At 74.1% G+C, this 26,627-nt stretch carries 21 protein-coding genes and 1 rRNA gene; 7 read left to right on the forward strand and 15 right to left on the reverse strand.

The window, feature by feature from the left end:
* Both ACZ6CZ_RS15800 and ACZ6CZ_RS15805 read right to left on the reverse strand, forming a co-directional pair.
* Positions 1 to 356: ribosomal RNA gene (locus tag ACZ6CZ_RS15800) — 16S ribosomal RNA — on the reverse strand; the annotation flags it as partial.
* 575 nt (positions 357 to 931) lie between these two features.
* The gene (locus tag ACZ6CZ_RS15805; protein ID WP_469020576.1) at positions 932 to 1,939 is read right to left on the reverse strand and encodes a stage II sporulation protein M; all 1,008 of its coding nucleotides are present in this window, start codon (positions 1,937 to 1,939) and stop codon (positions 932 to 934) included.
* Positions 1,940 to 2,089: 150 nt separating this feature from the next.
* Here ACZ6CZ_RS15805 and ACZ6CZ_RS15810 point away from each other — a divergent pair, with 150 nt between their 5' ends.
* The gene (locus ACZ6CZ_RS15810) at positions 2,090 to 3,046 is read left to right on the forward strand and encodes an RDD family protein (protein WP_469020579.1); all 957 of its coding nucleotides are present in this window, start codon (positions 2,090 to 2,092) and stop codon (positions 3,044 to 3,046) included.
* 39 nt (positions 3,047 to 3,085) lie between these two features.
* Here ACZ6CZ_RS15810 and ACZ6CZ_RS15815 read toward each other — a convergent pair whose 3' ends face one another.
* The 8 genes from ACZ6CZ_RS15815 to ACZ6CZ_RS15850 form a co-directional block, all read right to left on the reverse strand.
* Positions 3,086 to 3,700, reverse strand: a complete 615-nt coding sequence (locus tag ACZ6CZ_RS15815; protein WP_469020582.1) for a hypothetical protein — start codon at positions 3,698 to 3,700, stop codon at positions 3,086 to 3,088.
* A 193-nt stretch (positions 3,701 to 3,893) separates the two neighbouring features.
* Positions 3,894 to 5,351, reverse strand: coding sequence for an adenosylhomocysteinase (gene ahcY, locus ACZ6CZ_RS15820; protein WP_469020585.1), 1,458 nt, complete (start codon positions 5,349 to 5,351; stop codon positions 3,894 to 3,896).
* A gap of 271 nt (positions 5,352 to 5,622) precedes the next feature.
* Entirely contained in the window at positions 5,623 to 6,603 is a 981-nt protein-coding gene (locus ACZ6CZ_RS15825; protein WP_469020587.1) for a cation diffusion facilitator family transporter, read from the reverse strand.
* A 162-nt stretch (positions 6,604 to 6,765) separates the two neighbouring features.
* Positions 6,766 to 7,917, reverse strand: coding sequence for a mannose-6-phosphate isomerase, class I (gene manA / locus ACZ6CZ_RS15830; protein ID WP_469020590.1), 1,152 nt, complete (start codon positions 7,915 to 7,917; stop codon positions 6,766 to 6,768).
* Positions 7,918 to 8,096: 179 nt separating this feature from the next.
* Positions 8,097 to 9,227, reverse strand: a complete 1,131-nt coding sequence (locus ACZ6CZ_RS15835) for an SIS domain-containing protein (protein WP_469020592.1) — start codon at positions 9,225 to 9,227, stop codon at positions 8,097 to 8,099.
* 59 nt (positions 9,228 to 9,286) lie between these two features.
* Positions 9,287 to 9,457 carry a Trm112 family protein gene (locus ACZ6CZ_RS15840; RefSeq protein WP_469020595.1) on the reverse strand — a complete coding sequence of 57 codons (171 nt, stop codon included), beginning with the start codon at positions 9,455 to 9,457 and terminating at the stop codon, positions 9,287 to 9,289.
* A gap of 212 nt (positions 9,458 to 9,669) precedes the next feature.
* The gene (locus ACZ6CZ_RS15845; RefSeq protein WP_469020598.1) at positions 9,670 to 11,034 is read right to left on the reverse strand and encodes a phosphomannomutase/phosphoglucomutase; all 1,365 of its coding nucleotides are present in this window, start codon (positions 11,032 to 11,034) and stop codon (positions 9,670 to 9,672) included.
* Between the two features lie 187 nt (positions 11,035 to 11,221).
* Entirely contained in the window at positions 11,222 to 11,644 is a 423-nt protein-coding gene (locus ACZ6CZ_RS15850) for a DUF3499 domain-containing protein (RefSeq protein WP_469020601.1), read from the reverse strand.
* Between the two features lie 284 nt (positions 11,645 to 11,928).
* Between ACZ6CZ_RS15850 and ACZ6CZ_RS15855 the strand changes: the two genes are divergently transcribed.
* Positions 11,929 to 12,381 (forward strand): metallopeptidase family protein, encoded by a 453-nt coding sequence (locus tag ACZ6CZ_RS15855; RefSeq protein ID WP_469021602.1) that lies wholly within the window; start codon positions 11,929 to 11,931, stop codon positions 12,379 to 12,381.
* A gap of 20 nt (positions 12,382 to 12,401) precedes the next feature.
* On the opposite strand, the gene ACZ6CZ_RS15860 is transcribed toward ACZ6CZ_RS15855, so the two are convergent.
* The 3 genes from ACZ6CZ_RS15860 to ACZ6CZ_RS15870 all read right to left on the reverse strand — a co-directional run bounded on the left by ACZ6CZ_RS15860 (position 12,402) and on the right by ACZ6CZ_RS15870 (position 18,056).
* Positions 12,402 to 13,901, reverse strand: a complete 1,500-nt coding sequence (locus tag ACZ6CZ_RS15860) for a DUF5719 family protein (protein WP_469020604.1) — start codon at positions 13,899 to 13,901, stop codon at positions 12,402 to 12,404.
* Entirely contained in the window at positions 13,898 to 17,569 is a 3,672-nt protein-coding gene (locus tag ACZ6CZ_RS15865; protein ID WP_469020607.1) for a glycosyltransferase family 2 protein, read from the reverse strand. Before ACZ6CZ_RS15865 ends, ACZ6CZ_RS15860 begins: the two co-directional genes overlap by 4 nt.
* A gap of 223 nt (positions 17,570 to 17,792) precedes the next feature.
* Positions 17,793 to 18,056 carry a WhiB family transcriptional regulator gene (locus ACZ6CZ_RS15870; RefSeq protein WP_003975777.1) on the reverse strand — a complete coding sequence of 88 codons (264 nt, stop codon included), beginning with the start codon at positions 18,054 to 18,056 and terminating at the stop codon, positions 17,793 to 17,795.
* Positions 18,057 to 18,707: 651 nt separating this feature from the next.
* On the opposite strand from ACZ6CZ_RS15870, the gene ACZ6CZ_RS15875 reads away from it, so the two are divergent.
* The 4 genes from ACZ6CZ_RS15875 (at position 18,708) to ACZ6CZ_RS15890 (ending at position 22,869) form a co-directional block, all read left to right on the forward strand.
* Positions 18,708 to 19,214: a cysteine dioxygenase gene (locus ACZ6CZ_RS15875; protein WP_469020610.1), complete on the forward strand. Its 507-nt coding sequence runs from the start codon at positions 18,708 to 18,710 to the stop codon at positions 19,212 to 19,214.
* An 84-nt stretch (positions 19,215 to 19,298) separates the two neighbouring features.
* Complete coding sequence (cofD, locus tag ACZ6CZ_RS15880; protein ID WP_469020613.1) at positions 19,299 to 20,258, forward strand: 2-phospho-L-lactate transferase; 960 nt, start codon at positions 19,299 to 19,301, stop codon at positions 20,256 to 20,258.
* Between the two features lie 92 nt (positions 20,259 to 20,350).
* Positions 20,351 to 21,667, forward strand: a complete 1,317-nt coding sequence (locus ACZ6CZ_RS15885) for a coenzyme F420-0:L-glutamate ligase (RefSeq protein ID WP_469021606.1) — start codon at positions 20,351 to 20,353, stop codon at positions 21,665 to 21,667.
* 182 nt (positions 21,668 to 21,849) lie between these two features.
* Positions 21,850 to 22,869: a DNA-3-methyladenine glycosylase family protein gene (locus ACZ6CZ_RS15890; RefSeq protein ID WP_469020615.1), complete on the forward strand. Its 1,020-nt coding sequence runs from the start codon at positions 21,850 to 21,852 to the stop codon at positions 22,867 to 22,869.
* A gap of 115 nt (positions 22,870 to 22,984) precedes the next feature.
* On the opposite strand, the gene manB is transcribed toward ACZ6CZ_RS15890, so the two are convergent.
* Entirely contained in the window at positions 22,985 to 24,067 is a 1,083-nt protein-coding gene (gene manB, locus ACZ6CZ_RS15895) for a mannose-1-phosphate guanylyltransferase (protein WP_469020618.1), read from the reverse strand.
* Positions 24,068 to 24,229: 162 nt separating this feature from the next.
* On the reverse strand, positions 24,230 to 25,729 hold the full coding sequence (locus ACZ6CZ_RS15900; RefSeq protein WP_469020621.1) for a peptidoglycan recognition protein family protein: 1,500 nt from the start codon (positions 25,727 to 25,729) through the stop codon (positions 24,230 to 24,232).
* 140 nt (positions 25,730 to 25,869) lie between these two features.
* Here ACZ6CZ_RS15900 and ACZ6CZ_RS15905 point away from each other — a divergent pair, with 140 nt between their 5' ends.
* Positions 25,870 to 26,625, forward strand: a complete 756-nt coding sequence (locus ACZ6CZ_RS15905; RefSeq protein ID WP_469020624.1) for a TIGR03089 family protein — start codon at positions 25,870 to 25,872, stop codon at positions 26,623 to 26,625.
* Positions 26,626 to 26,627 lie beyond the last annotated feature (2 nt).

Raw genomic sequence — 26,627 nt, forward strand, 5'->3', positions numbered from 1 at the left:
TTCCCCACTGCTGCCTCCCGTAGGAGTCTGGGCCGTGTCTCAGTCCCAGTGTGGCCGGTCGCCCTCTCAGGCCGGCTACCCGTCGTCGCCTTGGTGAGCCATTACCTCACCAACAAGCTGATAGGCCGCGGGCTCATCCTGCACCGCCGGAGCTTTACAGCCTCCAAGATGCCATGGAGGCTCATATCCGGTATTAGACCCCGTTTCCAGGGCTTGTCCCAGAGTGCAGGGCAGATTGCCCACGTGTTACTCACCCGTTCGCCACTAATCCCCACCGAAGTGGTTCATCGTTCGACTTGCATGTGTTAAGCACGCCGCCAGCGTTCGTCCTGAGCCAGGATCAAACTCTCCGTGAATGTTTACTCGGCCAGAAAATTAATTCAGCCGGTGAGCACCACGAGAGCGGTGCGAGAGGAGGAATAATCCCCTCGCACACAGCGTCCTCGCTGTGATTTTTCAAAGGAACCGCGTCCCGGTCGTGACGACCGGAGACGGGGTATCAACATATCTGGCGTTGACTTTTGGCACGCTGTTGAGTTCTCAAGGAACGGTCGCTTCCTTTGTACTCACCCTCTCGGGCTTTCCTCCGGGCTTCCCTTCGGTCTTGCGTTTCCGACTCTATCAGATCTTTTCTCGACCCGATTTCCTCGGCGCTTTCCAGGTTTCCGCTCTCGCGTTTCCCTTTCCGGCGGTTCCGACTTTATCAGAAGTTTTTGGCCGGTCTGACCGGCCACTCATTCCTGAGTAATTCGGAGGAGCGCTTCCGGGTCAATGCGTAGGCATCGCCTCGGGAAGCAAGTAGATTCTAACGTTTCGCCCCGAGCTTGTCCAGCTCTAGGCAACTCAGTGAATCTACCTCCCCACGCCAGCCGTGTCAACAGCTCTTGCGGGGCGAAGAGGAGAGTAGCAGCTTGCGGGGGCCGCACGCACATCAGGCGGCCGTGGGCACCGTGGCGCTGCGTTCGGCCGCCTCGACGTCACCGGTGGCGCCGGACCGTACGGCGCGACCGCCGAGGACGTAGACGTACGTCAGGAAGCCCGCCTCCGCCGCGATGCCGATGCCGATGCGGGCCCACGTGGGCAGGCCGGACGGGGTGACGAAGCCTTCGATGGCGCCGGAGACGAACAGCACCAGGGCCAGGCCGATGGCCATGCCGACGGCCGCGCGGCCTTCCTCGGCGAGAGCGGTGCGGCGAGTACGGGGGCCGGGGTCGATGACGGTCCAGCCGAGCCGCATGCCCGTACCCGCGGCCACGAAGACGGCGGTCAGTTCGAGCAGGCCGTGCGGGAGGATCAGGCCGAGGAACGTGTCGAGGCGGCCGGCCGAGGACATCAGGCCGATGCCGACTCCGAGGTTGAGCATGTTCTGGAACAGGATCCAGAGCACGGGCAGGCCGAGGAAGACACCCAGGACCAGGCACATCGCGGCGGCCTCGGCGTTGTTCGTCCACACCTGGGCGGCGAAGGACGCGGCCGGGTGGCTCGAGTAGTAGGTCTCGTACTCGCCGCCGGGGCGGGTCAGCTCGCGGAGCTGGCCGGGTGCCGCGAGGGACGACTGCACCTCCGGGTGGGTGGCGATCCACCATCCCAGGACGATCCCGACGACGGTGGAGACGAGTGCGGTGGGCACCCACCAGTGACGGGCCCGGTAGACGGCGGCCGGGAAGTCCTGCCCCAGAAAGCGCGTGACGTCCCGCCAGGAGGCTCGGCGCGTTCCCGTCACCGTGGCACGCGCGCGTGCCACGAGCCGGCTCAGCTGACCCGTCAGCTGCGGATCGGGAGCGCTGGACTGGATCAGGGAGAGGTGGGTGGCGGTGCGCTGGTAGAGGGCCACGAGTTCGTCGGCCTCCGCGCCGCCGAGGCGGCGCCTGCGGCGGAGCAGGGCGTCGAGGCGGTCCCATTCCGCTCGATGCGCGGAGACGAAGACATCGAGGTCCATCAGGTCTGTCTGCTCCTCGGCTGGTCGTCGGCTGCACGTCTGCCGCTCGCCGGCACCAGTCACAGCGGTCAGGTTGTCGTACTGGCGCGCGATGCGTGCTCAGCTTGGCAGACTTGCGGTTCTCGGGGCAGACCAGGAAGGGCGGCGGGCGTGAGTGAGCTGGTGACCGGCGAGGCGGTGGCGCTCGAACTGCGGCCCGCGAGGCTGCCGAGCAGGGCCTTGGCGGTGGTGCTCGACCTGGTCGTGTACATGGCCGTGTACATCGCCGTGACCGTCGCGCTGGTGGCGGCCACCGCGTCCCTGGACGAGGCGGCGCAGACGGCACTGGCCATCGCGACGTTCCTGCTGGTGCTGGTGGGCGTGCCGATCGCGGTGGAGACGCTCAGCCACGGGCGTTCGCTGGGGAAGCTGGCGTGCGGACTGCGGGTGGTGCGGGACGACGGCGGGCCGATCCGGTTCCGTCACGCGCTGGTGCGCGGCGCCCTGGGGGTCGTCGAGATCCTCATGACCTTCGGCGTGGTGGCCTGCATCGCCTCGCTGGTGTCGGCGCGTGGGCGGCGGCTCGGGGACGTCTTCGCCGGCACGCTGGTCGTGCGTGAGCGGGTGCCCACCGGACAGGCGGCTTTCGTTCCCCCGCCTCCGCCGTGGCTCGCGGGACGCTTCGCGGGCCTCGACCTGTCCGCCGTTCCGGACGCACTCTGGCTCGCCGTCCGTCAGTACCTGGTGCGGATGCAGCAGCTCGATCCGCAGACGGCCGCGGGGATGGCGCAGCGGCTCGCGGCCGATGTCGCGGCTCGTACGGGGACTCCGGCGCCGCCGGATGTGCACCCGGCCGCCTATCTGGCGGCCGTGGTGCACGAGCGGCAGGCGCGCGACGCCCGGCAGGCGTTCGGCGGTGCGCCCTATGCGGGCAGTGCCCCGGCGCCTTACGCGGGCGGTGCCCCGGCGACCTTCTCGGGTGCGGGGCCGCAGCCTTACGGCGTCGCACCCGAGCCGCCGGTACCGTCCGCGCCGCCGGTGCCGCCGGTGCCGCCGGCGGACCCGCGTCGGCCGTCGGACGGGCCGGGGTCCGAGCGGCCGGCCACGGGGTTCGTGCCGCCGGCGTGAGCTGCCCCGGGCCCCGGGCCGGCAGGTCGGGCCGGCCGGTCAGTCGAAGGCCGAGGGGGGCGACTCGAGGTCCTCCAGCTCGATGCCGGGCGCCGCCAGCACCACGTCGCCGGCGATGTGGACGGTGTGCCGTTCGCCGGTGTCCAGGGCTGTGACCTGGTACGCGTCCACGGTCAGGGGGCCGTTGTCAGTGGCGTGTGCTTCTCTGTCGAGCAAGGCCCACGACTGGTCCACGGTGCGCGGGGCGAGGACCGGGTCCGTGAAGGCCACGAGCCGTACGCGGGTCGCCGAGGCGGAGGGGGTGAGGCGCAGCAAGCGGGCTGTGGCGACGAGGAACGCGGGGGACGTGCCGGTGAAGGCGTGGGCGCGCACATTGCCCTCGCTGGCGTCGGTGCCGGTGGGGTCGGTGCGGACCCAGGTGACGCCGTCGATGGCGGCCCCGCGCACCTGCCAGCCCCCGGCGTGGAGTTCCAGGCGGATGGGGCGGCCGAGGTCGTCGAGGGCGAGGTCGACGGAGCCGCCGTGGTCGCCCGCGGGGGTGGTCAGCTGGGCGACGTAGCGCCAGCCGGAGGGGCCGGGGGCGCAGTGGAAGTGTTCTTCGGCGAGGGGGGTGTGATCGTGCGGATCGTGGAGCGAATAGCGGCCGCGGGGCATGGGTGTCCTGCTGTCTTGACGGGCTGGTGGTCCGGTCGCCCCGACGGTCCGCCCGGGCCGGTGTGACGGCCGGTCCGGCCAACGGGGCAGGCCCCCGGCACGGGGGTGCGGGGGCCTGCTTCGTCGGACCTGCCGCCGGGGCGGGCGCGCCGGTGTTCCGGGCGCGCCTGCTCCGGCGGGTGGGGCTGCGGACTCAGTAGCGGTAGTGGTCCGGCTTGAAGGGACCGTCGACCTCGACGCCGATGTACGCGGCCTGCTCGGGGCGCAGCTTGGTGAGCTTCACGCCGAGCGCGTCCAGGTGCAGGCGGGCGACCTTCTCGTCGAGGTGCTTGGGCAGCACGTAGACGCCGGTCGGGTACTCGTCGGGCTTGGTGTACAGCTCGATCTGGGCCAGGGTCTGGTCCGCGAAGGAGTTGGACATCACGAACGACGGGTGGCCGGTGGCGTTGCCCAGGTTCAGCAGGCGGCCCTCGGACAGCACGATGAGGACCTTGCCGTCGGGGAACGTCCAGGTGTGAACCTGCGGCTTGACCTCGTCCTTGACGATGCCGGGGATCTTGGCGAGGCCGGCCATGTCGATCTCGTTGTCGAAGTGGCCGATGTTGCCGACGATCGCCTGGTGCTTCATCCGCGCCATGTCCGAGGCGAGGATGATGTCCTTGTTGCCGGTGGTGGTGACGAAGATGTCGGCGGTCTCGACGACCTCGTCCAGGGTGGTGACCTGGTAGCCGTCCATCGCCGCCTGGAGGGCGCAGATCGGGTCGATCTCGGTGATGATCACGCGGGCGCCCTGGCCGCGCAGGGACTCGGCGCAGCCCTTGCCGACGTCGCCGTAGCCGAAGACGACCGCGGTCTTGCCGCCGATGAGGACGTCGGTGGCGCGGTTGATGCCGTCGATGAGGGAGTGCCGGCAGCCGTACTTGTTGTCGAACTTCGACTTGGTGACGGCGTCGTTGACGTTGATCGCCGGGAAGAGCAGCGAGCCCTCGCGCTGCATCTCGTACAGGCGGTGGACGCCGGTCGTGGTCTCCTCGGTGACGCCGCGGATCTCCGAGGCCAGCTGGGTCCACTTCTGGGGGTCCTCGCCCAGGGTGCGGTGCAGCAGCTGGAGGATGACGCGGTGCTCGTCGGACTCGGCGGTGTCCACGGAGGGGACCTCGCCGGCCTTCTCGTACTCGACGCCCTTGTGGACCAGGAGCGTGGCGTCGCCACCGTCGTCCAGGATCATGTTCGGGCCGCCGGTGGGGCTGTCGGGCCAGGTCAGCGCCTGCTCCGTGCACCACCAGTACTCCTCCAGGCTCTCGCCCTTCCAGGCGAAGACCGGGACACCGCGGGGGTCGTCGGGCGTGCCGTCCGGGCCGACGGCGATGGCGGCGGCCGCGTGGTCCTGGGTGGAGAAGATGTTGCAGGAGGCCCAGCGGACCTGCGCGCCGAGGGCGACGAGGGTCTCGATGAGCACGGCCGTCTGGACGGTCATGTGCAGGGAGCCGGTGACGCGGGCACCGGCGAGGGGCTGGGCCTCCGCGTACTCCCGGCGGATCGCCATCAGGCCGGGCATCTCGTGCTCGGCGAGGGTGATCTCCTTGCGGCCGAACTCGGCCAGGGAGAGGTCGGCGACCTTGAAGTCCTGTCGGTTGTCGACAGTCGTCATGCGAGCTGCTCCTCGGGATTGGGTCGAGGTGGGTACGGCTGGTCTGCGCGGCGGCGGACACCGGGGTGCCCGAAAGAGGACACAGGCATGCCCGCGTACGCGCAGCGCAGTCCGTCGGAGGCCCTCTCTCCCTCGGTCGGTCCGCTGGGGGACCGCCCGACCGCCATCAGCAGCGACGTCTGGCTCCGTTCCAAACTACACCGCCGACCCCTGCCGCCCCCAGTCCGCGCCGGACATCTCACATCGTCCGCGGCGGGGTGCCGGTGGGTGGTCAGTGGCCGGAGGGGTGCTGGTTCGGGCCGCCGGGGGTCGCCTCCGGATCGGGGCCCTTGGCGGCCTCGGTCGCGCTGTAGATGTCCGGCTCGAGGTAGATGACGCGGGCGATCGGGACGGCGGCGCGGATGCGGGCCTCGGCGGCGTCGATGGCCTTGGCGACCACGGCGGCGGTGTCGTCGTGCCGGACGGCGACCTTGGCGGCGACCAGCAGCTCCTCGGGGCCGAGGTGGAGGGTGCGCATGTGGATGATGCCGGTGACCGTGCGGTCGTCGACGATCGCGGTCTCGATCTTCTTGACGTCCTCGACGCCCGCGGCCTCGCCGAGCAGCAGCGACTTGGTCTCGGCGGCCAGGACGAGGGCGATCGAGACGAGCAGGACACCGATGCAGACCGTACCGATGCCGTCCCAGACTCCGTCGCCGGTGAGCAGGGTGAGGCCGACGCCGCCCAGGGCGAGGACCAGGCCGATCAGCGCGCCGAAGTCCTCCAGCAGGACGACCGGCAGCTCGGGGGCCTTGGCGCGGCGGATGAACTGCGCCCAGGAGAGCTTGCCGCGCAGTTCGTTGGACTCCCTGATGGCCGTCCGGAAGGAGAAGCCCTCGGCGACGACCGCGAAGACGAGCACGCCCACCGGCCAGTACCAGTGCTCCAGTTCGTGCGGGTGGCGGATCTTCTCGTAGCCCTCGTAGATGGCGAACATGCCGCCGACGGAGAACAGCACGATGGAGACGAGGAAGGCGTAGATGTACCGCTCGCGGCCGTAGCCGAACGGGTGCTGCGGGGTGGCCTCGCGCTGGGCACGCTTGCCGCCGACCATGAGCAGGAACTGGTTGCCCGAGTCGGCGAGCGAGTGGACGCCCTCGGCGAGCATCGAGGAGGAGCCGCTGAACGCGAACGCCACGAACTTCGATACCGCGATCGCGAGGTTGGCACCGAGTGCCGCCACGATCGCCTTCGTTCCGCCTGCCGCGCTCATGAGTTCGCGTCGTCCCTTCGCCTTCGTACGTCCACGCCGTGCGCCGTGTCGCCGGCCGGCTCCGCCCGGGGATGCCGTCCCGGCGGCTTTGCCCGTCCTTTGCCGGTGGGCCATTCTTGCAGCCCGGACCGGCACCGACGCGTCAGGTATCCACAAGCGTGGTCATACGATCACACTCGCCCGGAAGACCGTGCCCGCGCCGGACACCTCGGCCTTCTCTCCCGCCGGGACGAAGACCGACTGCCCGGGCAGCAGCCCTTCCACGCCCGCCCGGACGGAACCGGCCGTGCAGAGCAGGATCTGCGGGGCGCCGAGCGTGAGGTCGTGGGCGGCGCCGCCCTCGGGCAGGACGTAACGGGAGAGCCGGAACTCGTCGATCGGCGTCTCGTAGACCTCCTCGCCGTCCGCTGCGGCCTCCGGGCGCAGCACGCGCGCGTCACCGGCCTCGAAGCGCACGACGCGCAGCAGTTCGGGCACGTCCACGTGCTTGGGGGTCAGGCCGCAGCGCAGCACGTTGTCGGAGTTGGCCATGATCTCGACGCCGAGGCCGCTGAGGTAGGCGTGCGGGATGCCGGCGCCCAGGAACAGTGCCTCGCCCGGCTGCAGCCGGACGTGGTTGAGCAGCATGGCGGCGATGACGCCGGGGTCGCCCGGGTAGTGGTGGGCGATGTCGGCGTACGGGGCGTAGGCGCCGCCCAGGCGGGCGCAGGCGGCGGTGGTCTCGGCGACCGTGTCGGCCGTCTCGTCCGGGTCGGCGGTGAGGATCGCGGTGAGGACCTCGCGCAGGGTGGCGTCCTGGGGCCGGGCGTGCAGCAGGTCGACGTACGGCTTCAGGGAGGCGACGCCGAGGCCGTCGAGCAGACCGGCGGTCAGCACGGGATCACGGAAGCCGCACAGGCCGTCGAACTCGGTCAGCGCGCAGATCAGTTCGGGCTTGTGGTTGGCGTCCTTGTAGGTGCGGTGCGGCGCGTCCACGGGGATGCCGCGGCGCTCCTCGTCCGCGAAACCCTCCCTCGCCTGCGCCAGGTCGGGGTGGACCTGGAGGGAGAGCGGGGCGCCCGCGGCGAGGAGCTTCAGCAGGAAAGGCAGGCGGGGGCCGAACTTCGCGACGGCTCCCGCCCCCAGTGCGCGCTCGGGGTCCGCCTCGATGACCTCGGCGAGCGTCCCGCGCGCGGTGCGTGAGGGCGCGCCCGGGTGTGCGCCCATCCACATCTCGGCCTGCGGCTCCCCGGTCGGCTCGACGCCGAGCAGGGTGGGGATGGCGGTGGGGGAACCCCAGGCGTAGGGGCGGACGGTGTTGTCGAGGCGGTCCATGCGGTTCTCTCTGCCGTTCTGTCTGCGTACGACGCGGTGCGGCCGGTGCGGCCCCGTGCGGCCCTGTGCGGTGCGGCGCGCCGGGTCGCCGTCCGCCCGCCGCCCGTCCTTCGCCCGTTCGCCGGGGCTACAGGTTCAGGGCGTGCCCCGGGGAGGCGGTCACGGCGTCGGCGTCCACCTCAGGCCCTCGAAGCGAGCGCCAGGTAAACGGCGGCGAAATCCGTGACGGCGATCAGCTCCGCCAGGGTCACCACCTCGTCGCCCTCCTCCGGCTCCAGCTCGCTGATCGGCGTCTCGTGGCTGAGGGCCAGGTCGCGGGCGGCGGGAGCGGCGCTGAGGCCGCTCAGGGGGCGGTCACGCAGGAGCACCACGCGCGCGTGCAGGGCGGGCGGCTCCTCGACGCGGTCGCGGAAGAAGTCCTCGGGGTCGGCCGCGGCGGCCAGCGGTCCGGCGAGCAGGGCGCTGTGCTCGGACAGCGCCTCGGGGAGTTCGGCGACCAGGGCGGGGCGGCCGGCCAGTTCGGCGAGGGCGGCGGCGAAGCGGCGGCCCGCGGGACCGGCCGAGGTGCCCTCCGTCCAGATCACCGGGAGCGCGTCGGCGAGTTCGGCGGCGAGCGTCTTGGCGGGGTTGCTGTAGGTGGCGATGGCCGGGCCGCAGCGTTCGGCGACGAGGTCCAGGCGGTCGGCGACCTTCTCCAGCACGTCCGGCGGGGCGGCGAGCAGGCCGACGCGGTCCAGGAGCACGAGCAGCGGGGTGAGCAGCGCCCACAGGACGCCGGGGGCGGAGGCGGCCAGCGGCGCGTCCTCGTCCGGGTCGTAGGGGGCGGTCGCCATCGGTACGAAGAGGCCGTGGGCGCCGTCGACCGCCTCGGCGAGGGGCGTGCCCGCGGGGGCGACGGCGGCGATCGAGCAGCCGTGCCGGTAGGCCTGCTCGGCCAGCAGGGACAGGCTGGGTTCGGTGCCGTCCGGGGTGGCGACGAGGACCAGGTCGACGGAGCCGGCCCAGCCGGGCAGTTCCCAGCGCAGGGCGCCGGCCGCGGGGGCGACGCCGGTGGGGGCCAGGCGGATCACCGGGCTGCCGGCGGTGAGCGTGCCGAGCAGGTCGGCGGCGTGCGTCGCGGCGGCACCGGGGCCGGCGATCAGGACGGCACGGGGGCGGCCGTCCGGCTTGAGTTCGCCGATGCCCGCCTCGGCGGCGTACCGGGCGGCGGTGCGGACGCGGGCGCCGGCCTCGGCGGCACCGCGCAGCAGGCCCCGGCGGTCGGCCGCGGCGAGCCCCTCCGGGGTGTCGAGCAGCGTTTCGTCGAGCATGGGCGGCAGCCTCCGGTGGCCGGGGTCCGGGTTCCAGTGCGGGGTGGGACGCCTCGTCGTCAGGCGGGGCGGCGGGCCTCGTCGACGAGGAGGACGGGGATGCCGTCGCGGACGGGGTACGCCAGGCCGCAGTCCTGACCGGTGCAGACCAGCTCGGCGTCCCGCTCGTCGAGGGGGGCGTGGCAGGCCGGGCAGGCGAGGATCTCCAGGAGGCCGGCTTCGAGCGGCATGGGGGTTCCCTTCGGGACGGGCGGGACGGCTGTCGGGATGTGCCTGGTCAGCGTACCGCCGGTGGGGGCGGCCGGGTGGGCTTCGGCGGACCCGGTGGTGCGGCTCGCCGCGGCGGGCAGCCGGACCGGGGCCTGCGCGGGCCCCGGGACCGGCCGCAGGCGCCCCTCCCGAGCACCTCCCGCGGCCGTACGCCGCCCTGCTCGGCCGGTGGTCAGCCGCGGATGACGGCCAGGACCTCGTCGCGGATCTTGTGCATCGTCGCCTCGTCGCGGGCCTCCGCGTTGAGGCGCAGCAGGGGCTCCGTGTTGGACGGGCGGACGTTGAACCACCAGTCGGCGGAGGTGACGGTGAGGCCGTCGAGGTCGTCCAGGGTGACGTCGTCGCGGCCGTCGTAGGCGGCGCGGACGGTGGCCAGGCGGGCCGACTGGTCGCCGACGGTGGAGTTGATCTCGCCCGAGCCGGCGTAGCGGTCGTACTGGGCGACCAGGGCCGACAGGGGGCCGTCCTGGCCGCCGAGGGCCGCGAGGACGTGCAGGGCGGCCAGCATGCCCGTGTCGGCGTTCCAGAAGTCCTTGAAGTAGTAGTGCGCGGAGTGCTCGCCGCCGAAGATGGCGCCGCTGTCGGCCATCTCGGCCTTGATGAAGGAGTGGCCGACGCGGGTGCGCACCGGGGTGCCGCCGTGCTCCCGCACCACCTCCGGGACCGTCCAGGAGGTGATCAGGTTGTGGATGACCGTGCCGGCGCCGCCGTTGCGGGCGAGTTCGCGGACGGCGACCAGCGCGGTGATCGCCGACGGGGAGACGGGGTCGCCGTTCTCGTCCACGACGAAGCAGCGGTCGGCGTCGCCGTCGAAGGCGATGCCGAGGTCGGCGCCCTCGGCCGGGACCCGCTTCTGGAGGTCGACGAGGTTGGCCGGGTCGAGCGGGTTGGCCTCGTGGTTGGGGAAGGTGCCGTCCAGCTCGAAGTACATCGGCACCAGGGTGAGGGGCAGCCCGGCGAGGACGGAGGGGACCGTGTGGCCGCCCATGCCGTTGCCCGCGTCGACGACCACCTTCAGCGGGCGGACGGCGCTGAGGTCGACGAGGGAGCGCAGGTACGCGGCGTAGTCGTCCAGCGTCTCGCGGGTGGTGAGGGTTCCCGGCCGCGCGGCGGGTTCCGGGGCGCCCTCGCGCGTCCAGCGCTCGACCAGTGCGCGGATCTGCGCGAGGCCGGTGTCCTGGCCGACCGGGGCCGCGCCGGCCCGGCACAGCTTGATGCCGTTGTACTGGGCGGGGTTGTGCGAGGCCGTGAACATGGCGCCCGGCAGGTCCAGGGCGCCGGACGCGTAGTACAGCTGGTCCGTCGAGCACAGGCCGATCTCGGTGACGTCCACCCCGAGGGAGGCGGCCCCGCGCGCGAAGGCACGGGACAGGCCGGGCGAGGAGGGGCGCATGTCGTGGCCGACGACGATCGCGCTCGCGTCGGTCACCCGCGCGAAGGCCGCCCCGAAGAGTTCGGCCAGCGAGGCGTCCCACTGGTCCGGGACCACTCCGCGCACGTCGTACGCCTTCACGATCTGCGACAGATCAGCAGCCACGGGCCACCCCTCCTGGTTTCTCACTGGGTGCCCACAAACTACCCGTACGCGATGGCGGCCCGGTGCGCGGACGCCTGCCGGCGGTCCGGCCGTAACGTGAGGTCAGGGTGGTGAGGCGGGAGTGGGGTGGTTCCTCCGGGCGGTTCGCCGTCCGGTTGACGCGCCGGGGGCGGGTCACGCGGGCGGGTCAGTTGTCCGGTGACCGCAGGACGCGCAGGTGGCCGCGGCGGGCGACCTCCATCGGGTCGGCCGTGCGTCCGCCGCCGCCCGCCTGGGCCGCCCGCTGCTGCGGACGGGCCGCCTCGCGCACCGCGTTGGCGAGCGCTTCGAGGTCGTCGCCGCTCGGCCGCGCCGGGGCGGAGCCGTCGAGGAGGCGGACGACCTCCCAGCCGCGCGGGGCGGTGAGGCGCTCGGAGTGCTCGGCGCACAGGTCGTAGCAGTGGGGTTCGGCGTAGGTGGCGAGCGGGCCGAGGACCGCGGTCGAGTCGGCGTAGACGTACGTCAGCGTCGCGACGGCGGGTCGGCCGCAGGCGGTGCGCGAACAGCGACGTACAGGGCTCACGACGTTGGACGGTACCGCACTCTTGAGCGGGCCGCGACGACTCTCCACCAGGTCACTCCACCGTGTCGTGTTGTGAAACGCCCCACACGCCTCTCCGGACACGCCTCGCTGACCAGGGCGGACACGCCTGCGCGCGCCGGTAGTCCGGGACCACATCCGGTCATGAGTCGGTACAAACACCGTCAATTGCCTTGAGGATCACGGTCTTGTAGAGCTATGGAAACGAGCCCAACCTTGGCTGGAACGGTCATCCGGCGACACGTCCGGTGAGGTGGTGTCCACCGTGTGGGGACCGGGCAGCGGGGCCGCTCGGGGACTACGCTTCACCGGTGATGGACAACCGTGTACCGCCCCGCGCCGCCGGCCCCGGGCCCCGCCGCCGTGATCGCCACGGGCGAGGCATGCGTGGGCCGATCGCGCCGCCGCAGGTGCCTCTTGCGGCCAGCCGTGCCGATGTCTTCGCGGACCTCGTGCAGGACTCCGTCGACCGCCTCGAGCGGCGGTGGCCGCAGCTGGCGGAGATCGACTTCCTGGTCCTCGAGGTGCCCCGGGTGGACGGGCGGGCCGGGGAGGCGTGGAGCGACGAGGCGGTGCCGCTCGGCGGGACCGTCGCCGCACGCGAGGGGCGCCGGGCGCGGGTCGTGGTCTACCGGCGGCCCGTGGAGATCCGCACCAAGGGCCGCGACGAACGGGCCGCGCTGGTGCACGAGATCGTCGTGGAGCAGGTGGCCGAGCTGCTCGGGCTCACCCCGGAGACGGTCGACCCCCGGTACGGCGAGGACTGAGAGCCCCGCCGCCCACCGGCCTAGTCCTGCACCACCGACACGTCCTGGTCCGCCTGGGGCACCGCGACCGTTCCCCGGTCGTCCGGGAGGGTCTGGACGGTGACTCCCGAGACGCCGTTCTCGGTGGCCGTCAGGGTGCGGGCGGCGTAGACGGGGCCGCCGGAGACGGGCTGGACGGTCAGGGCGTAGGTGCCCTTGAGGCCGGCCGGCCGCGGGGCGGCGATGTCCTGGGTGGTGCCGGCGGCGATGGTGAACGTCTTGGAGACCGGGGTGCCGCCGCCGCTGCCGGCCGACGCCGTGACCCTGACCGTCGCCCGGGCCGTGGGCGCGGTGACGGACACGGTGGTGCCCTTGGCGCTGTTGTCGGCGGACGTCGCACGCGTGCCGACGGGGCCGGTCGCGGGGATGAACGCCGTCTCCCGGCCGTCGCCCTTGCCGCGGGTGACACGCAGGGCCGCGACGACGGGGACGGGCCGGCCGTCGCAGGTCAGGACGAGTGAGCCCGCCTCGCCCCGGGTGACGTCGCCGAGGTCGGCCGCCGCGGTCATGCCCGCCTTGACGTGCAGGCTCTCGTGGCCGGCCGGGGTGATCAGGCCGCTCGGGGAGGCCAGGCGGATCTTCAGGTCGGCGTCGGCGTCCGAGGGCGTGAAGGCGATCAGGCGGACGGAGGTGGCGTCCTTGGGGATGCCGGGCAGCACCAGGGTGTCCGCCGGGTCGGCGGAGGCGGCCAGCCAGTCGCCGCCCACGGCGTCGTCCAGGGCCTGTACGGCCGCGCCGACGCGCCCGCTGCGCACGTTGACGTGCACCGTCAGGTCGGTCTGCCGTTCGTCGGTGAGCGTGGACAGCAGGACCGGTTCGCTGCTGTGCGGCTTGACCGTGATGCCCTCCCCCACCGCCGACTTCACGGCGCCGTCCTTGCCGTACAGCTCGATGTCCACGACGGCGGCGGAGTCGTCGGGGTTGGTCAGGTGCACGTAGTCGGTGCGGTCGGGGGAGGTGGCGGCGCCCGGGAACCAGAACTCGGTGTCGGGGGCGGTGCAGTTGACGCCCTGGAGGCCACGTCCGGTGCCCGCGGCGACCTCGGTGGTCTCCTGGACGGTCCAGCCGGGCGCGGACCTGCCCTCGGCGGTGCCGACGAGCGCGGGCGCGTCCGCACCGGAGGCGTCGCCCGTGGCGGGCGTGCCGGGCGCCTTGGGGGTCAGGACGGGCTTGGCGGCCTTCTTGCCCTTGCCGGCCTTGCCGCCCGTGCCGTCCGCCGACTGCGCGGTGGCGGCCAGGAGCCGCGCCGTGCCGCTGCCGCCGGTTCCCTTGGTGACCGGCGTGAACGACGTGTACGACGTCTCGGCGATGTCGGAGACGCTCGGCGCCGGGCACAGCAGGCTGGTGCGCTCCACGGGCAGCCGGGCGGCCGCCCGCGCGGTGTCCGTGCCGGACGCGGCCGGCGGGTTGAGCGCGGCGAACCCGGTGAGCGCGGCGAGAGCGGCGGTGCCGGCGATCAGGGACAGGGTGGTGCGCTTCACTGCTGGCTCCCGTCGGGGCGCTCACTGCCGGTGCCGTGCGGGTGCCGGGCGGGGTCGTAGGCCGGGTCGTAAGCCGGATCGTAGGCGGGGTCGTAGGCGGGGTCGTGGTCCTGCTGGTACGCGGGGTCGTACGGCGGCTGCTCGCCCGTGCCGCCGTAGCCGTACGGGTCGTAGGGGGCGCTCTGGTACGGGTCCGCCTGGTAGGGCTGCTGGTCGTAGCCGCCGGCCGGGTGGGCGGCGGGGTCCTGGTACGGGTCGGCGCCGTAGCCGCCGTACCCGGCGCCCTGGGGGGAGGCGGTGTCCCAGTCGCCGTACGGCTGCTGGTGCGGGACGGCGACGGGCGGCTCCGGCGCGTCCGGGGGCGCGGCGGGGCCGGACTCCTGCGCGGCGGCCTCCTCGGCCTGGGCGCGCAGGCGGCGGGCGCGGCGGCCCTCGCCCTCGGTGGCCTGGGCCGGGACGGGCTGCTCCGCGGGGAGGTCGTCGTCGACGTCCCGGCGGCGGCCGGGCAGGGCGAGGACGACCAGGACGACGGCGAGCGCGCCCTGGGCCCACAGCCAGGCGGTGTGCCCGACCGGGGTGTCGTAGGTGACGTCGAGCCTGCCGCCGGACGCGGGCAGCCGGAAGCCCTGGGCCCAGCCGTCGACGGTGGTGGGGGTGAGCGGCCTGCCGTCCAGGGTGGCCGTCCAGCCCTCGGAGGCGGTGTCGGCCAGGCGCAGGACGCGGCCGTCCGCTCCGGAGGGGATCGTGGTGTGGATGTCGACGGGCCCGGCGGCGACGGGCAGCGCGGCGGTCGAGCCGCCGGGGGGGACGACGGCGGCGCGGGAGACCTGCCGGTCGACGCGCCACAGGGCGCTGTCGCTCTGCTGGCTGAGCCGGCTCAGGCCGGGAGTGGCGTCGAGCACGCGGCTGACCTGGCGCGGCGCGCCCTTGTGGACGAGGACGTAGCGCACGGCGAAGCCGCCGAGCTGGTCGGCCTGGTCGGCGCCGGAGCCGGCGACGAGGTTGGCGACGACCTTGTCGAGGCGGGTGTTCTCACCGTCGGCGGCGGTGAGTTCGGCGTCTCCCATGCGGGCGCCGGAGCCGCGGACCAGCAGATACCGCACGTGTGCGGCGGAGTCGCTGTCGAGGACCAGGGTGCGGGCCTGGTCGCGGGTGCCGGACTCCTCGGCGACGAAGGCGGGCACCTGCACCGGGTCGCGCCGCTCCAGCGGTCCGTCGGCGCCGCCGATCATCCAGCCGGCGGCGACGAGCAGCGGGCCCGCGGCCGAGGCGAAGGCGATCAGCGCGGCCACCGGCTGGCGCCAGCCGAAGCTCTGCTCGGCCACGCGCGCGCGTGCCCCGTCGGCGCCGAGCGCGGCGGCGGCGAGCAGGGCGATGCCGTAGACCAGGGTGGCCGGTCCGGCCCAGGCGGAGCCGTTGGACAGGACGGCGAGGAGCAGGCCGGCCAGGGCGGCGGTCCAGGCCGCGCGGATGCCCAGCCGGCGCTCGGAGCGCAGCAGCGCGGCGAGGGCGGCGCACACGATGCCGATGAGCATCAGCCCGTGCACCGTGCCGGGGCCGCCAGGGCTGGCGCCGAGCAGGTCGACGGCCGAGGCGGCGGACGAGCCGTAGTCCAGCCCGGCCTCCTGGAAGAAGCCGGACGGCAGCAGGGTCAGCGACCAGGGCGCGAGGACCAGCAGCGGGGTGCCGAGCTGGGCCAGGAGGCGCAGCCCGTAGGGGACGAGGTCGGCGCGGCGCACGGCCAGCACGCCGAGGCCGAGGATCAGCGCGAGCGGCCACACGAGGGGCGTGAAGGCGGTGGTGACGGTGAGCAGCAGCGCGTACGCCCAGGTGGCGCGCCAGCTGCCGCGCGCGGCGGAGCCGTTCGCCAGGCCGCTGGCCGCGACGCCCGCGCGCGCCAGGAGCGGCAGCAGGACGGCGAGGACGGCGGTGCCGAGGCGGCCGCCGGCGAGGGCGCCGGTGGTGGCGGGCAGGAAGGCGTAGGCGACGGCCGCCCAGGCGCGCAGCAGCCGGGAGGTGACCAGCGGGCGCGAGGCGAAGTAGGCGGTGCAGCCGGCCAGGGGCACCGAGCAGACCAGCAGGACCGTGACCGCGAGGCCGGTCGAGCCGAACAGCGCGGAGGCGAGCATCGCGACCAGGGCGAGGTAGGGCGGTGCGGAGGGGCTGCCGCCGGTGCCCACCGGGTGCCAGGCGTCGAGGTAGCGCGACCACAGCTCGCCGGAGCCGGCCGGGGCGGGCAGCAGGGCGCCGCCCGCGAGCGCGCCGCCGCCCAGCAGGGCGCGGCAGGCCACGAGGGAGACCAGCAGCAGGGCGAGGAAGAGCACCGGGCCGGGCCTGCGGGCGATGCGCTTGAGGCGGGCGAACTGCTCGACCTCGAGGAAGTCGGCGTCGTCGCCGCCGGGCCCGGACTCGACGGCGCCACCGTGCCGGCCGGCCGGGGAGACGTCGGTGTCGGAGCTGCCGAAGAGGTCGCCGGCGACCTGTTCGACGGTGGCCCGGACGGTGGCGCCGGGCGGCGGGAACAGCTGCCGCAGCTCACCCTTGTCGATGCGGGACTGTCCGCGCCTGCGCCGGGCGGCGACGATCCGCTCGGGGCGCAGCAGGGTGCCCAGCAGGCCGCGGATCTCGTCCACGGCCTGCCCGGGCACCTTGCCGACCAGGTAGGCGACGGTCCGCACCAGGGTGCCCAGGACGATGCGCAGCAGCACCCAGGGCAGGACGGCGGTGCGGGAGTTGGCGAGCAGGGCGTAGACGGCGCCCGCCTTGTCCACCTTGTGCGGGGAGGCGGTGGTGCGGCCCGCGCAGTCGACGGCGCGGCGCTCGCGGGAGGCGGCCTCGGCGTGCCGTACGACGGCCTCGGGGGCGACGAGGACGCGGTGGCCGGCGGCGTGGGCGCGCCAGCACAGGTCGACATCGTCCCGCATCAGGGGCAGCCGGCGGTCGAACCCGCCGAGCTGTTCGAAGACGTCGCGGCGGATCAGCATGCCGGCGGAGGAGACCGACAGCACGGAGCGGACGTGGTCGTGCTGGCCCTGGTCCTGCTCGCGGCGGTCAAGGCCGGTCCAGCGGCGGCCGGAGTGGGCGATGGTGACGCCGACCTCCAGCAGCTGGCGGCGGTCGTACCAGCCGCGCAGCTTGGGTCCGACCACGGCGACGTCGTCGCGGCCCAGCTCCAGTTCGTTGTCCACCACGCGCAGCAGCTGGGCCAGTGCCTCGGGCTCGGGAGCGCAGTCGTCGTGCAGCAGCCAGAGCCACTGGACCGGTTCGCCGTGCGGCAGCTCGGGCAGGTCGTAGGCGTCGTCGCGCCAGGTGCGCGTGACGGGGTCCCAGCCGCTGGGGCGCTTGAGGTACGGCAGCTCCTCGGGGGTGAGGAGGGGCGCGGTGCGGCTCGCCTCCTCGACGGCCTGGCCGAAGCCGGTGCGCCGGGCGAGGTGCAGGACCCGGTCGGCGCCGAGGGCGTCGGTGAGCAGCTGGGCGGAGTCGTCCGCGCTGCCGGTGTCGGCGGCCACCGCGTACTGGACGGGGCGCTCCTGGCCGAGCAGCCCGGCGAGCGCGTCGGGCAGCCAGCGGGCGCCGTCGTGGGCGACGAGGACCGCGGTGACTACGTGGCGCGGGAACTCGGGCGTGGCAGCGTCGTGGTGGGCTGCCGTATGGCTGTGCACGGACATCGAGGTACGGGCCCCGGTTCGGTGGACTGCGGTGGACGCCTGTGCCCTCGGGGGCAGCGGGGCGTCTCGGACGAGCGACCACACTATCGGCTGGCCGGCACCACGGACCGCCGCCTGTGGACGACCACGGACCACCACCTGTGGACAACCCGGTCGCGACGGGCCGTTCGCGCGGCGCGGAGGGGGTGTCGTGCGCCGTCCGCCCGGACGGCGTCCCGCAACCTCAGACGGCGGCCTTCTTCAGGCGGCGCCGCTCGCGCTCGGACAGTCCGCCCCAGATGCCGAAGCGCTCGTCGTTGGCGAGGGCGTACTCGAGGCACTCGGAGCGCACCTCGCAGGCGAGGCAGACCTTCTTCGCCTCTCTGGTGGAGCCGCCCTTCTCGGGGAAGAAGGACTCGGGGTCGGTCTGGGCGCACAGCGCGCGCTCCTGCCAGCCGAGTTCCTCGTCCGCGTCGTCGACCAGCAGTTGCTGCACCAGCTCGGTCATGTGCGCCCCTCGTCTGTCTTCCAGCGTCCCCGTGCCTGGCCGTTACCGATTTCGGCTGAACGACACGAGTGAAATTACAAGTGTGCTGCTCCGGGCGAGTCAAGCCGAGATCTGCTATTGGGCCCGTTATTCACTCTGCGGAACCAAGACCAAGCGGAAAGTGTTCAAATCGCCATAAACCTTGACCCGCACGGGGCGCCGACTCCGTGCGGAGCCTTGTACGGAGAAGGACGCCCATGCGTTCGATCGCGTTCCAGCGAGGCTCGAGCGCTCGGTTGTGCGCCATGTGTCCCGAGAGTCGGGTGGACAAACCTTTCACCTGACAGATGAACCGGATGAGGTGAAGCACATCCCACGATCCGGGCGTCGAGTTGACAGTGCAGGTGTGAACCGGTGTCCTTGTGGGCATGCTCGCGAACTCGGCACTCACCTCGACCCGCTCCGCCGGGTCCCACGGTGCTGCTCGCGCACGCTGTCGCTGTTGCTGTCACAGCTGTTGAGCCACCCGCGCTCCGGCTGCCGCCGAGTCTCCCCGACCCGGCTGCGTCTCCCCTCCCGGCCCCGCCCCGGGCACCGCTGTCCCCCGTGACCCGGGACGGCGGCAGGCGACACACCAGCCCCCCACTCTTCCGCCGAGGAACCCCGCACCCCATGAACAGCGACAACGATCTCCAGATCGCCGGTGACATCCTCGAGGTCACCCACCTGCTCCAGCCGCCGCGCGAGCACCCGGTCACCGTCGCCGAGTTCGCCGGCCTGGCCCGGTCCATCGCCGCCGACCGCTCCCAGTGGGCGCACCTCGTCCGCTACGACGCCACCACTCGCTGGTACCACCGGCTGCGCACCGGCCCCGGGTACGAGGTGTGGCTGCTGTCCTGGGTGCCGGGGCAGGGCAGCGGGCTGCACGACCACGGCCGCTCCTCCGGCGTGCTGACCGTGCTGGAGGGCACGCTGACCGAGCGCACCGAACGCGGCACGCGCGCGCTGGCCGCCGGGGCGCAGCGGGTGTTCGCCCCCGGGTACGTGCACGAGGTCGTCAACGACGCGCTGGAGCCGTCGGTCAGTCTGCACGTCTACTACCCGGGCCTGACCGAGATGCCCATGCACACCGCCCAGGCCTGCACGGCCCACCCCGGGCAGGCCCCGGTCACCGCCTGACGCACCGGGGCCGTCCGGAACACCACCGGTGCGGCGCGGCCCACCGGCTGACGAGGTGTCGTACCCGCCTGCGAGACTTGGCCCATGCGCATTGTGGTTCTGGCAGGCGGCATCGGCGGTGCCCGGTTCCTGCGCGGTCTGAAGCGGGCCGTGCCGGACGCCGACGTCACGGTCATCGGCAACACGGGCGACGACATTCACCTCTTCGGGCTGAAGGTCTGTCCGGACCTCGACACGGTGATGTACACGCTCGGCGGCGGCATCAACGAGGAGCAGGGCTGGGGGCGGACCGACGAGACCTTCCACCTCAAGGAGGAGCTGGCGGCCTACGGGGTGGGCCCGGAGTGGTTCGGGCTCGGCGACCGGGACTTCGCCACGCACATCGTGCGGACCCAGATGCTGGCCGCCGGGTATCCGCTCAGCGCGGTGACCGAGGCGCTGTGCGACCGGTGGAAGCCGGGCGTGCGGCTGATCCCGATGACCGACGACCGCGTCGAGACGCACGTGGCGGTCGACCTGGACGGCGAGCGCAAGGCGGTGCACTTCCAGGAGTACTGGGTGCGGCTGCGCGCCTCCGTCCCGGCCGAGGCGGTCGTACCGGTCGGGGCCGAGCAGTCCAAGCCGGCGCCGGGCGTGCTGGAGGCGATCGCCGCGGCGGACGTCGTGCTCTTCCCGCCGTCCAACCCGGTCGTGTCCGTCGGCACCATCCTGGCCGTGCCCGGCATCCGGGAGGCCATCGCGGACGCCGGGGTGCCCGTGGTCGGCCTCTCCCCCATCGTCGGGGACGCGCCGGTGCGCGGGATGGCCGACAAGGTTCTGGCGGCGGTCGGCGTGGAGTCCACGGCGGCGGCGGTCGCCGAGCACTACGGCTCGGGGCTGCTGGACGGCTGGCTCGTGGACACCGTGGACGCGGGCTCGGTCGAGCGGGTCGAGGCGGCGGGCATCCGCTGCCGGGCCGTACCGCTGATGATGACCGACGTGGACGCGGCGGCGCGGATGGCGCGGGAGGCGCTGGCGCTGGCGGAGGAGGTGCGGGCGGCTTGAGCGGCGAGACGCACCGCCAGGGGCAGGCGGCGCCCGGGGCGGACCAGGGGCTCGCGGCGGCGCCCGGGTACCGCGTCTGGGCGGTTCCCGGGATGCCCGAGGTCCGGGAGGGCGACGACCTCGCCAAGCTGATCGCCGCCGCCGAACCGGGGCTGGCCGACGGCGACGTGCTGCTGGTCACCTCCAAGATCGTGTCGAAGGCGGAGGGCCGGATCGTCGAGGCGGCCGACCGGGAGGCGGCGATCGACGCCGAGACGGTCCGGGTGGTGGCGCGGCGGGGGCCGCTGCGGATCGTGGAGAACCGGCAGGGGCTGGTCATGGCGGCCGCCGGGGTCGACGCCTCGAACACGCCGTCGGGGACCGTGCTGCTGCTGCCCGACGACCCGGACGCCTCCGCGCGCGCGATCCGCGCCGGTCTGCGGGACGCCCTCGGTGTCGACGTCGGCGTCCTCGTCACCGACACCTTCGGGCGGCCGTGGCGCGCCGGGCTCACGGACGTGGCGATCGGCGCGGCCGGTGTGCGGGTGCTGGACGACCTGCGCGGCGGCACGGACGCGTACGGCAATCCGCTGAGCGCCACCGTCGTCGCCACCGCGGACGAACTGGCCGCGGCGGGCGACCTCGTCAAGGGCAAGGCCGCCGGGCTGCCGGTGGCCGTCGTGCGCGGGCTGCCGCACGTGCTGGCCGGGGAGGCCGGGATCGCCGGGGACACCGCGGACAGCGCGGACGCCGGGGAGCAGGCGGAGTGGGCGGCGGGCGCACGGCTGCTGGTGCGGGACGCGCGGGACGACATGTTCCGGCTCGGCACCTCCGAGGCGGTGCGGGAGGCGGTGACCCAGCGGCGCACGGTCCGGGCGTTCACCGCCGAGCCGGTGGACCCCGGGGCGGTCCGGCGGGCGGTGGCCGCCGCGGTCACCGCGCCGGCGCCGCACCACACGACGCCGTGGCGGTTCGTAATGCTGGAGTCCGGGGAGTCGCGGACCCGGCTGCTCGACGCCATGCGGGAGGCGTGGATCGCCGATCTGCGGCGCGACGGCAGGAGCGAGGAGTCCATCGCCGCGCGCGTGCGCCGCGGGGACGTGCTGCGGAACGCTCCCTACCTGGTGGTGCCCTGCCTCGTCATGGACGGCTCGCACCACTACGGGGACGCCCGGCGCGACGGCGCCGAACGGGAGATGTTCGTGGTCGCCGCGGGCGCGGGCGTGCAGAACTTCCTGGTCGCGCTGGCCGGGGAGCGGCTGGGATCCGCGTGGGTGTCGTCCACGATGTTCTGCCGGGACGTCGTGCGCGAGACGCTCGGGCTGCCGCCGGACTGGGACCCGATGGGCGCGGTGGCGGTCGGGCATCCGGCCGCGTCCCCGACGCCGCGTCCGGCACGGGAGGCGGGAAGCTTCATCGCGGTGCGGTGAACCGGCCGGGGTGAGGTGCGCCGCGGCACAGGACGCAGGGCGCGGGCCCGGCGCGCGTGCGTGCGTGCCGGGTGGGGCGTCCGGTGGGACGGCGTGCCGCCCGGTGTGGCACCGTAGGACGTCCGTTACGGGACGGCTCCCGCACGGCTCGCACCGCACACCGCATCCCGAGGACCTCACCCGTGGCAGGACGTTTCGTTCAGCGGCCCCCTCGCCCGCAGGGCACCGGGGGCCTGCCGGGCGTCCCCGCCCCCGCGCGCGGCGGGCGGACCGTCGTGCCCTCCGGTGCGCCGGGGCGTGTGCGGCGGTGGGTGCCTGACGGGCCGCTCGACCTCGGGCTGGTCCTCGGGCCGCTCAGACGCGGGCCGGGCGATCCGACGTTCCGGGCGACGCCCGACGGGTCCGTGTGGCGGACCAGCCTGACACCCGCCGGACCGGGCACGCTGCGCGTGTCGGCGTACGGCGGCGAGGTGCGCGGCGAGGCGTGGGGGCCCGGCGCCGAGTGGCTGCTGGAGCAGCTGCCCGAGCTGCTCGGCGCGGCGGACGAGCCCGGCGCGTTCGTGCCGCGGCACCGGGCGGTGGCGGCGGCGTGGCACCGGCGGCGCGGGCTGCGGCTGACGCGGACCGGGCTGGTGCTGGAGTCGCTGATCCCGTCGGTGCTGGAGCAGAAGGTCACGACCGTCGAGGCCTACCGGGCGTGGCGGACGCTGGTGCGCGCGTTCGGCGAACCGGCGCCGGGGCCCGCGGCGGGCGGACGGCTGTGGGTCATGCCGGCGCCCCGGACGTGGGCGCTGATCCCCTCCTGGGAGTGGCACCGGGCCGGCGTCGACGACAAGCGGGCCTCGACGGTCCTGCGTGCCGTGCGGGTCGCCGCACGGCTGGAGCAGGCGGTGGGGATGGAACCGGAGGCCGCCCGGGCGCGGCTGGAGGTGGTCCCCGGGATCGGGCCGTGGACGTCGGCGGAGGTCGTGCAGCGCAGTCACGGCGCCCCGGACGCGGTGACCGTCGGGGACCTGCACCTGCCCGGGATCGTGGGCTGGGCGCTCGCGGGCGACCGGCACGCCGACGACGCCGCGATGCTCCGGCTGCTGGAGCCCTACGCGGGGCAGCGGCACCGGGCGGCGAGGCTCATCCTGCTGAGCGGGCACCTTCCGGCGCGCCGAGGACCGCGGATGCCCGTCGGGGACATCGGGCGGCTCTGACCCGGCGGTGAGCCGGCGGTGAGCGGCCCCGGACGCGGCGCGGGTCAGTGGCCGGTCACCTCGTGGGCCACCTGGCCGTCACCTCGTCGGTCACCTGGCCCGGTCACCTGGTCGGTCACTGGTCGGAGGAGAAGCGGACCGCTCCCGCCGGGATGCGGGCGTCGCACCACACGCGGGCGCCCTCGCGCAGTTCGTTGTCGGGGCCGACGACCGCGCCGTCACCGATGACCGTGCCGGTCAGGACGGACCGCTCGCCGACCCGGGCACCGGTGCCGATCAGGGAGTCGGTGACGACGGCGCCGGGCTCGATCACCGCGCCCGGCAGGATCGTGCTGCCGTAGACCCGGGCGCCCTCGGCGACGAACGCGCCCTCGCCCACCACCGTGCCGCCCGTCAGCTTGGCGTCCGGGGCGACCCGGGCCGTGGGCAGCACGAGCCGGTCGCCGCAGCGGCCGGGCACCGCCGGGGACGGCGCCCGGCCCAGGACCAGGTCGGCCGAGCCGCGCACGAAGGCGGCCGGGGTGCCGAGGTCCAGCCAGTACGTGGAGTCGACCAGGCCCTGGAGGTGGGCGCCGGCGGCGAGCAGACCGGGGAAGGTCTCGCGTTCCACCGAGACCGGGCGGCCCGCCGGGATCGTGTCGATGACCGAGCGGCGGAAGACGTACGCGCCCGCGTTGATCTGGTCGGTGACGATCTCCTCCGGGCTCTGCGGCTTCTCCAGGAAAGCGAGGACGCGGCCGGTGTCGTCCGTGGGGACCAGGCCGTAGGCGCGCGGGTCCGCGACCTTGGTCAGGTGCAGGGAGACGTCCGCTCCGGTCGTCTCGTGGGTGCGGACCAGGGCCCTGATGTCCAGGCCGGTCAGGATGTCCCCGTTGAAGATCAGCACCGGGTCGTCGGGGCCGGAGCGCAGCCGGGAGGCGACGTTGCGGATCGCGCCGCCCGTGCCCAGGGGCTCGTCCTCGGTCACGTACTCGATGTGCAGGCCCAGTTCGGCGCCGTCGCCGAAGCAGGGTTCGAAGACCTCCGCCAGATAGCTCGTGGCCAGGATGATGTGGTCCACGCCGGCCGCTCGCGCGCGTGCCAGCTGGTGCGTGAGGAACGGCACTCCGGCCGCTCGGACCAGCGGCTTGGGCGTGTGCACCGTGAGCGGACGCAGCCGGGTGCCTTTGCCGCCGACCAGGAGGATCGCTTCTGTCACCTGTCGTCTCTGCTTCCTGCCGGGGCCGGCCGAACCGTCGTTCTGGCCGGCCAGTGTATGCAGACCCCCCGACGGCGCTCCCGACGGCCGCGCTGCGTCCCGCGCGTTCGGTGCGCGGTTTCCCCCGTCCGCCGCACGGACCGCCTCCCCTGCCCGCCTCGCTCAGCGCCCCTGGTAGCGCGCCGCGCTGGAACGGGCCGAACCGAGCCTGGCGTAGAGCCGCTTGCCGGGGCAGTCGGTGACGAAGCCGTCCCGGTGGCCGGAGATGACGTGCAGCCGTACGTTCCTGCCCTTCGGGTAGCGGTTGCCGCCGCCCGACTCGAGGTGGGTCGTGCCGCGCGGGTTGACCCCGTAGAGGCCGAGCTTCCACGCGGTGAGCCGGGCGATGGCGCGGACGGCGGCGCCGGACGGCTTGTTGGAGCTGTAGGTGCCGAGGACGGCGATGCCCATGCTGTTGCTGTTGAAGCCGAGGGTGTGGGCGCCCATGACGGCCCTCGCCGCCCCTCCGGCGCGGCCCTCGTAGATGCTGCCGCATCGGTCGACGAGGAAGTTGTAGCCGATGTCCCGCCAGCCCATGCTGCGCACGTGGTACCGGTAGATGCCGCGGATCACGGCGGGGGCCTGCGCGCAGCTGTACGTGTTGCCGGAAGCGGTGTGGTGCACGAAGGCCGCCTTGACCTTCTTGGTGTAGACGAACCCGCGCCTGCGCAGCGACTCGTTCGCGCCCCAGCCGCGCCGGGTGACGATCCTCGGCCGCGGCCCGATGTACGGCCTGGCGCGCAGTCCGTCGGCGAGGTCACCGCCGAGCCCGTCGTCCGGCCCGCCGGCGAGGTGGCGGAGTTCGGCCTCGGTCTCCTCGCGGGTCAGCGCGGGGATCTCGGTGGCGTCGGCGGGCGCGAGATCGGCGTTGGCCTCGGCGGCGGCGGTCGCCGCGTCCGCCTCGGCGGCGTCGGCGTCGGCGTCGGTGTCGGCGTCGGCGTCGGCGTCGGCGTCGGCGTCGGCGTCGGCGTCGGTGCGGAGTGTGCCGGCCGGGGGGCCGGCGGGCGGCGGATCGGCGCCGGGGTCGACGAGTTCGACGCGCAGTCCGCCGGGCAGCTCGGCGCCGCCCGCGCCCGCCTCCCTGCCCGCCTCCGCGCCGGCCGCGCGGACCCGCACGTCCACGCCGTCCGAGTCCCCCACCCACAGCGGTGCGGTGGCGCCGCGCACCCGGCGGGAGGCGCGTTCCGAGGTGCCCGGGTCGGCGCCGTGGTCGGCGTTGTGGGTCTCGACGTCCTGCCAGCCGGACCAGGCGCCGGTGGCGGCGGACCGGGTGCGCACCTGGACCCGGCCGCGCAACTCGGTGGCGGGGTCGTCCCAGACGACACCGAGCAGCGAGAAGTGCCCCACCCCGGCGCGGTACAGGCCCTGCTGCGGGGACGTGCCCAGGGCGCGGTCGGGGGCGAGGGGGACCAGCGGGAGCGACTGGGTGCGGCCGGGGAGGGCGGCCCCGGCGGTGTGCCGTGCGGTGGCCGGGTCCGCGGGGCGCCCGGCCACCGCTCCCGCGGCCGGCCCCGCTCCCGCGGCCACCGCGGCCGCGGGCAAGGTCAGCTGGAGCGCGAGGACGGCCGCGCAGGTGAGGCCGACCGCGGAGGCGCCGATCGAGGAAGTGAGGAATCCACGCATGCCCCCGATCTTGGACATACCGCGACAAATATGTCTATCGGTGCGTCGGGCGGTAGTTGACGGGCCGTCGGGGGGCGTTCCGCCGAACCGGTGGCCCCGCCGCCCGGTGCGGCCGCTTGCCCCGGCGTACCCTTGCGCGGGTGAACGCCACCGATCGCACCCCTGCCGACCTGCTGCGTTCCGCGCTCGCCGCGGACCCCGGACGCCCCCTGGTGACCTTCTACGACGACGCCACGGGCGAGCGCGTCGAACTGTCCGTGGCCACCTTCGCCAATTGGGTGGCCAAGACCGCGAACCTGCTCCAGGGCGATCTCGCCGCCGGTCCCGGTGACCGGGTCGCGCTGCTGCTGCCCGCGCACTGGCAGACGGCCGTGTGGCTGCTGGCCTGTTCCTCGGTGGGCGCGGTCGCGGACGTCGCGGGCGACCCGGCGGCGGCCGACGTCGTGGTGAGCGGCCCGGACACGCTGGAGGCGGCGCGGGCCTGCCGCGGGGAGCGGATCGCCCTCGCGCTGCGGCCGCTCGGCGGCCGGTTCCCGCAGCCGCCCGAGGGCTTCGCCGACTACGCGGTGGAAGTGCCGTCCCAGGGCGACCGGTTCGCGCCCTTCGCCCCGGTGGACGCCGACGAGCCCGCGCTGATCGTGGCCGGAGCCGAGTACAGCGGCGCCGAGGTGGTCGAGCGGGCCCGCGCCGACGCGCCCGCGCTGGACCTCACCGGGCCCGGCTCCCGCCTGCTGTCGGGCCTGCCGTACGACACCTGGGAAGGGCTGAGCGCGGGGCTGTACGCGCCGCTGGCCGTCGGCGGCTCGGTGGTGCTGTGCCGCAACCTCGACCGGCTGGCCGGGGACGCGCTGGCCAAGCGGATCGACAGCGAGCGGGTCACCGCGGCCCGGCACTGAGC

The organism is Streptomyces sp. NPDC041135, from assembly GCF_055592085.1.

Bases quoted from the DNA above. Each gene is read 5' to 3' on its own strand.
- ahcY (WP_469020585.1), bottom strand. From the start codon at position 5,351: ATGACGACTGTCGACAACCGACAGGACTTCAAGGTCGCCGACCTCTCC.
- ACZ6CZ_RS15815 (WP_469020582.1), bottom strand. From the start codon at position 3,700: ATGCCCCGCGGCCGCTATTCGCTCCACGATCCGCACGATCACACCCCC.
- ACZ6CZ_RS15865 (WP_469020607.1), bottom strand. From the start codon at position 17,569: ATGTCCGTGCACAGCCATACGGCAGCCCACCACGACGCTGCCACGCCC.
- ACZ6CZ_RS15835 (WP_469020592.1), bottom strand. From the start codon at position 9,227: ATGCTCGACGAAACGCTGCTCGACACCCCGGAGGGGCTCGCCGCGGCC.
- ACZ6CZ_RS15885 (WP_469021606.1), top strand. From the start codon at position 20,351: ATGCCCGAGGTCCGGGAGGGCGACGACCTCGCCAAGCTGATCGCCGCC.
- ACZ6CZ_RS15900 (WP_469020621.1), bottom strand. From the start codon at position 25,729: ATGCGTGGATTCCTCACTTCCTCGATCGGCGCCTCCGCGGTCGGCCTC.
- ACZ6CZ_RS15825 (WP_469020587.1), bottom strand. From the start codon at position 6,603: ATGAGCGCGGCAGGCGGAACGAAGGCGATCGTGGCGGCACTCGGTGCC.
- ACZ6CZ_RS15875 (WP_469020610.1), top strand. From the start codon at position 18,708: ATGAACAGCGACAACGATCTCCAGATCGCCGGTGACATCCTCGAGGTC.
- ACZ6CZ_RS15870 (WP_003975777.1), bottom strand. From the start codon at position 18,056: ATGACCGAGCTGGTGCAGCAACTGCTGGTCGACGACGCGGACGAGGAA.
- manA (WP_469020590.1), bottom strand. From the start codon at position 7,917: ATGGACCGCCTCGACAACACCGTCCGCCCCTACGCCTGGGGTTCCCCC.
- cofD (WP_469020613.1), top strand. From the start codon at position 19,299: ATGCGCATTGTGGTTCTGGCAGGCGGCATCGGCGGTGCCCGGTTCCTG.
- ACZ6CZ_RS15855 (WP_469021602.1), top strand. From the start codon at position 11,929: ATGGACAACCGTGTACCGCCCCGCGCCGCCGGCCCCGGGCCCCGCCGC.
- ACZ6CZ_RS15840 (WP_469020595.1), bottom strand. From the start codon at position 9,457: ATGCCGCTCGAAGCCGGCCTCCTGGAGATCCTCGCCTGCCCGGCCTGC.
- ACZ6CZ_RS15805 (WP_469020576.1), bottom strand. From the start codon at position 1,939: ATGGACCTCGATGTCTTCGTCTCCGCGCATCGAGCGGAATGGGACCGC.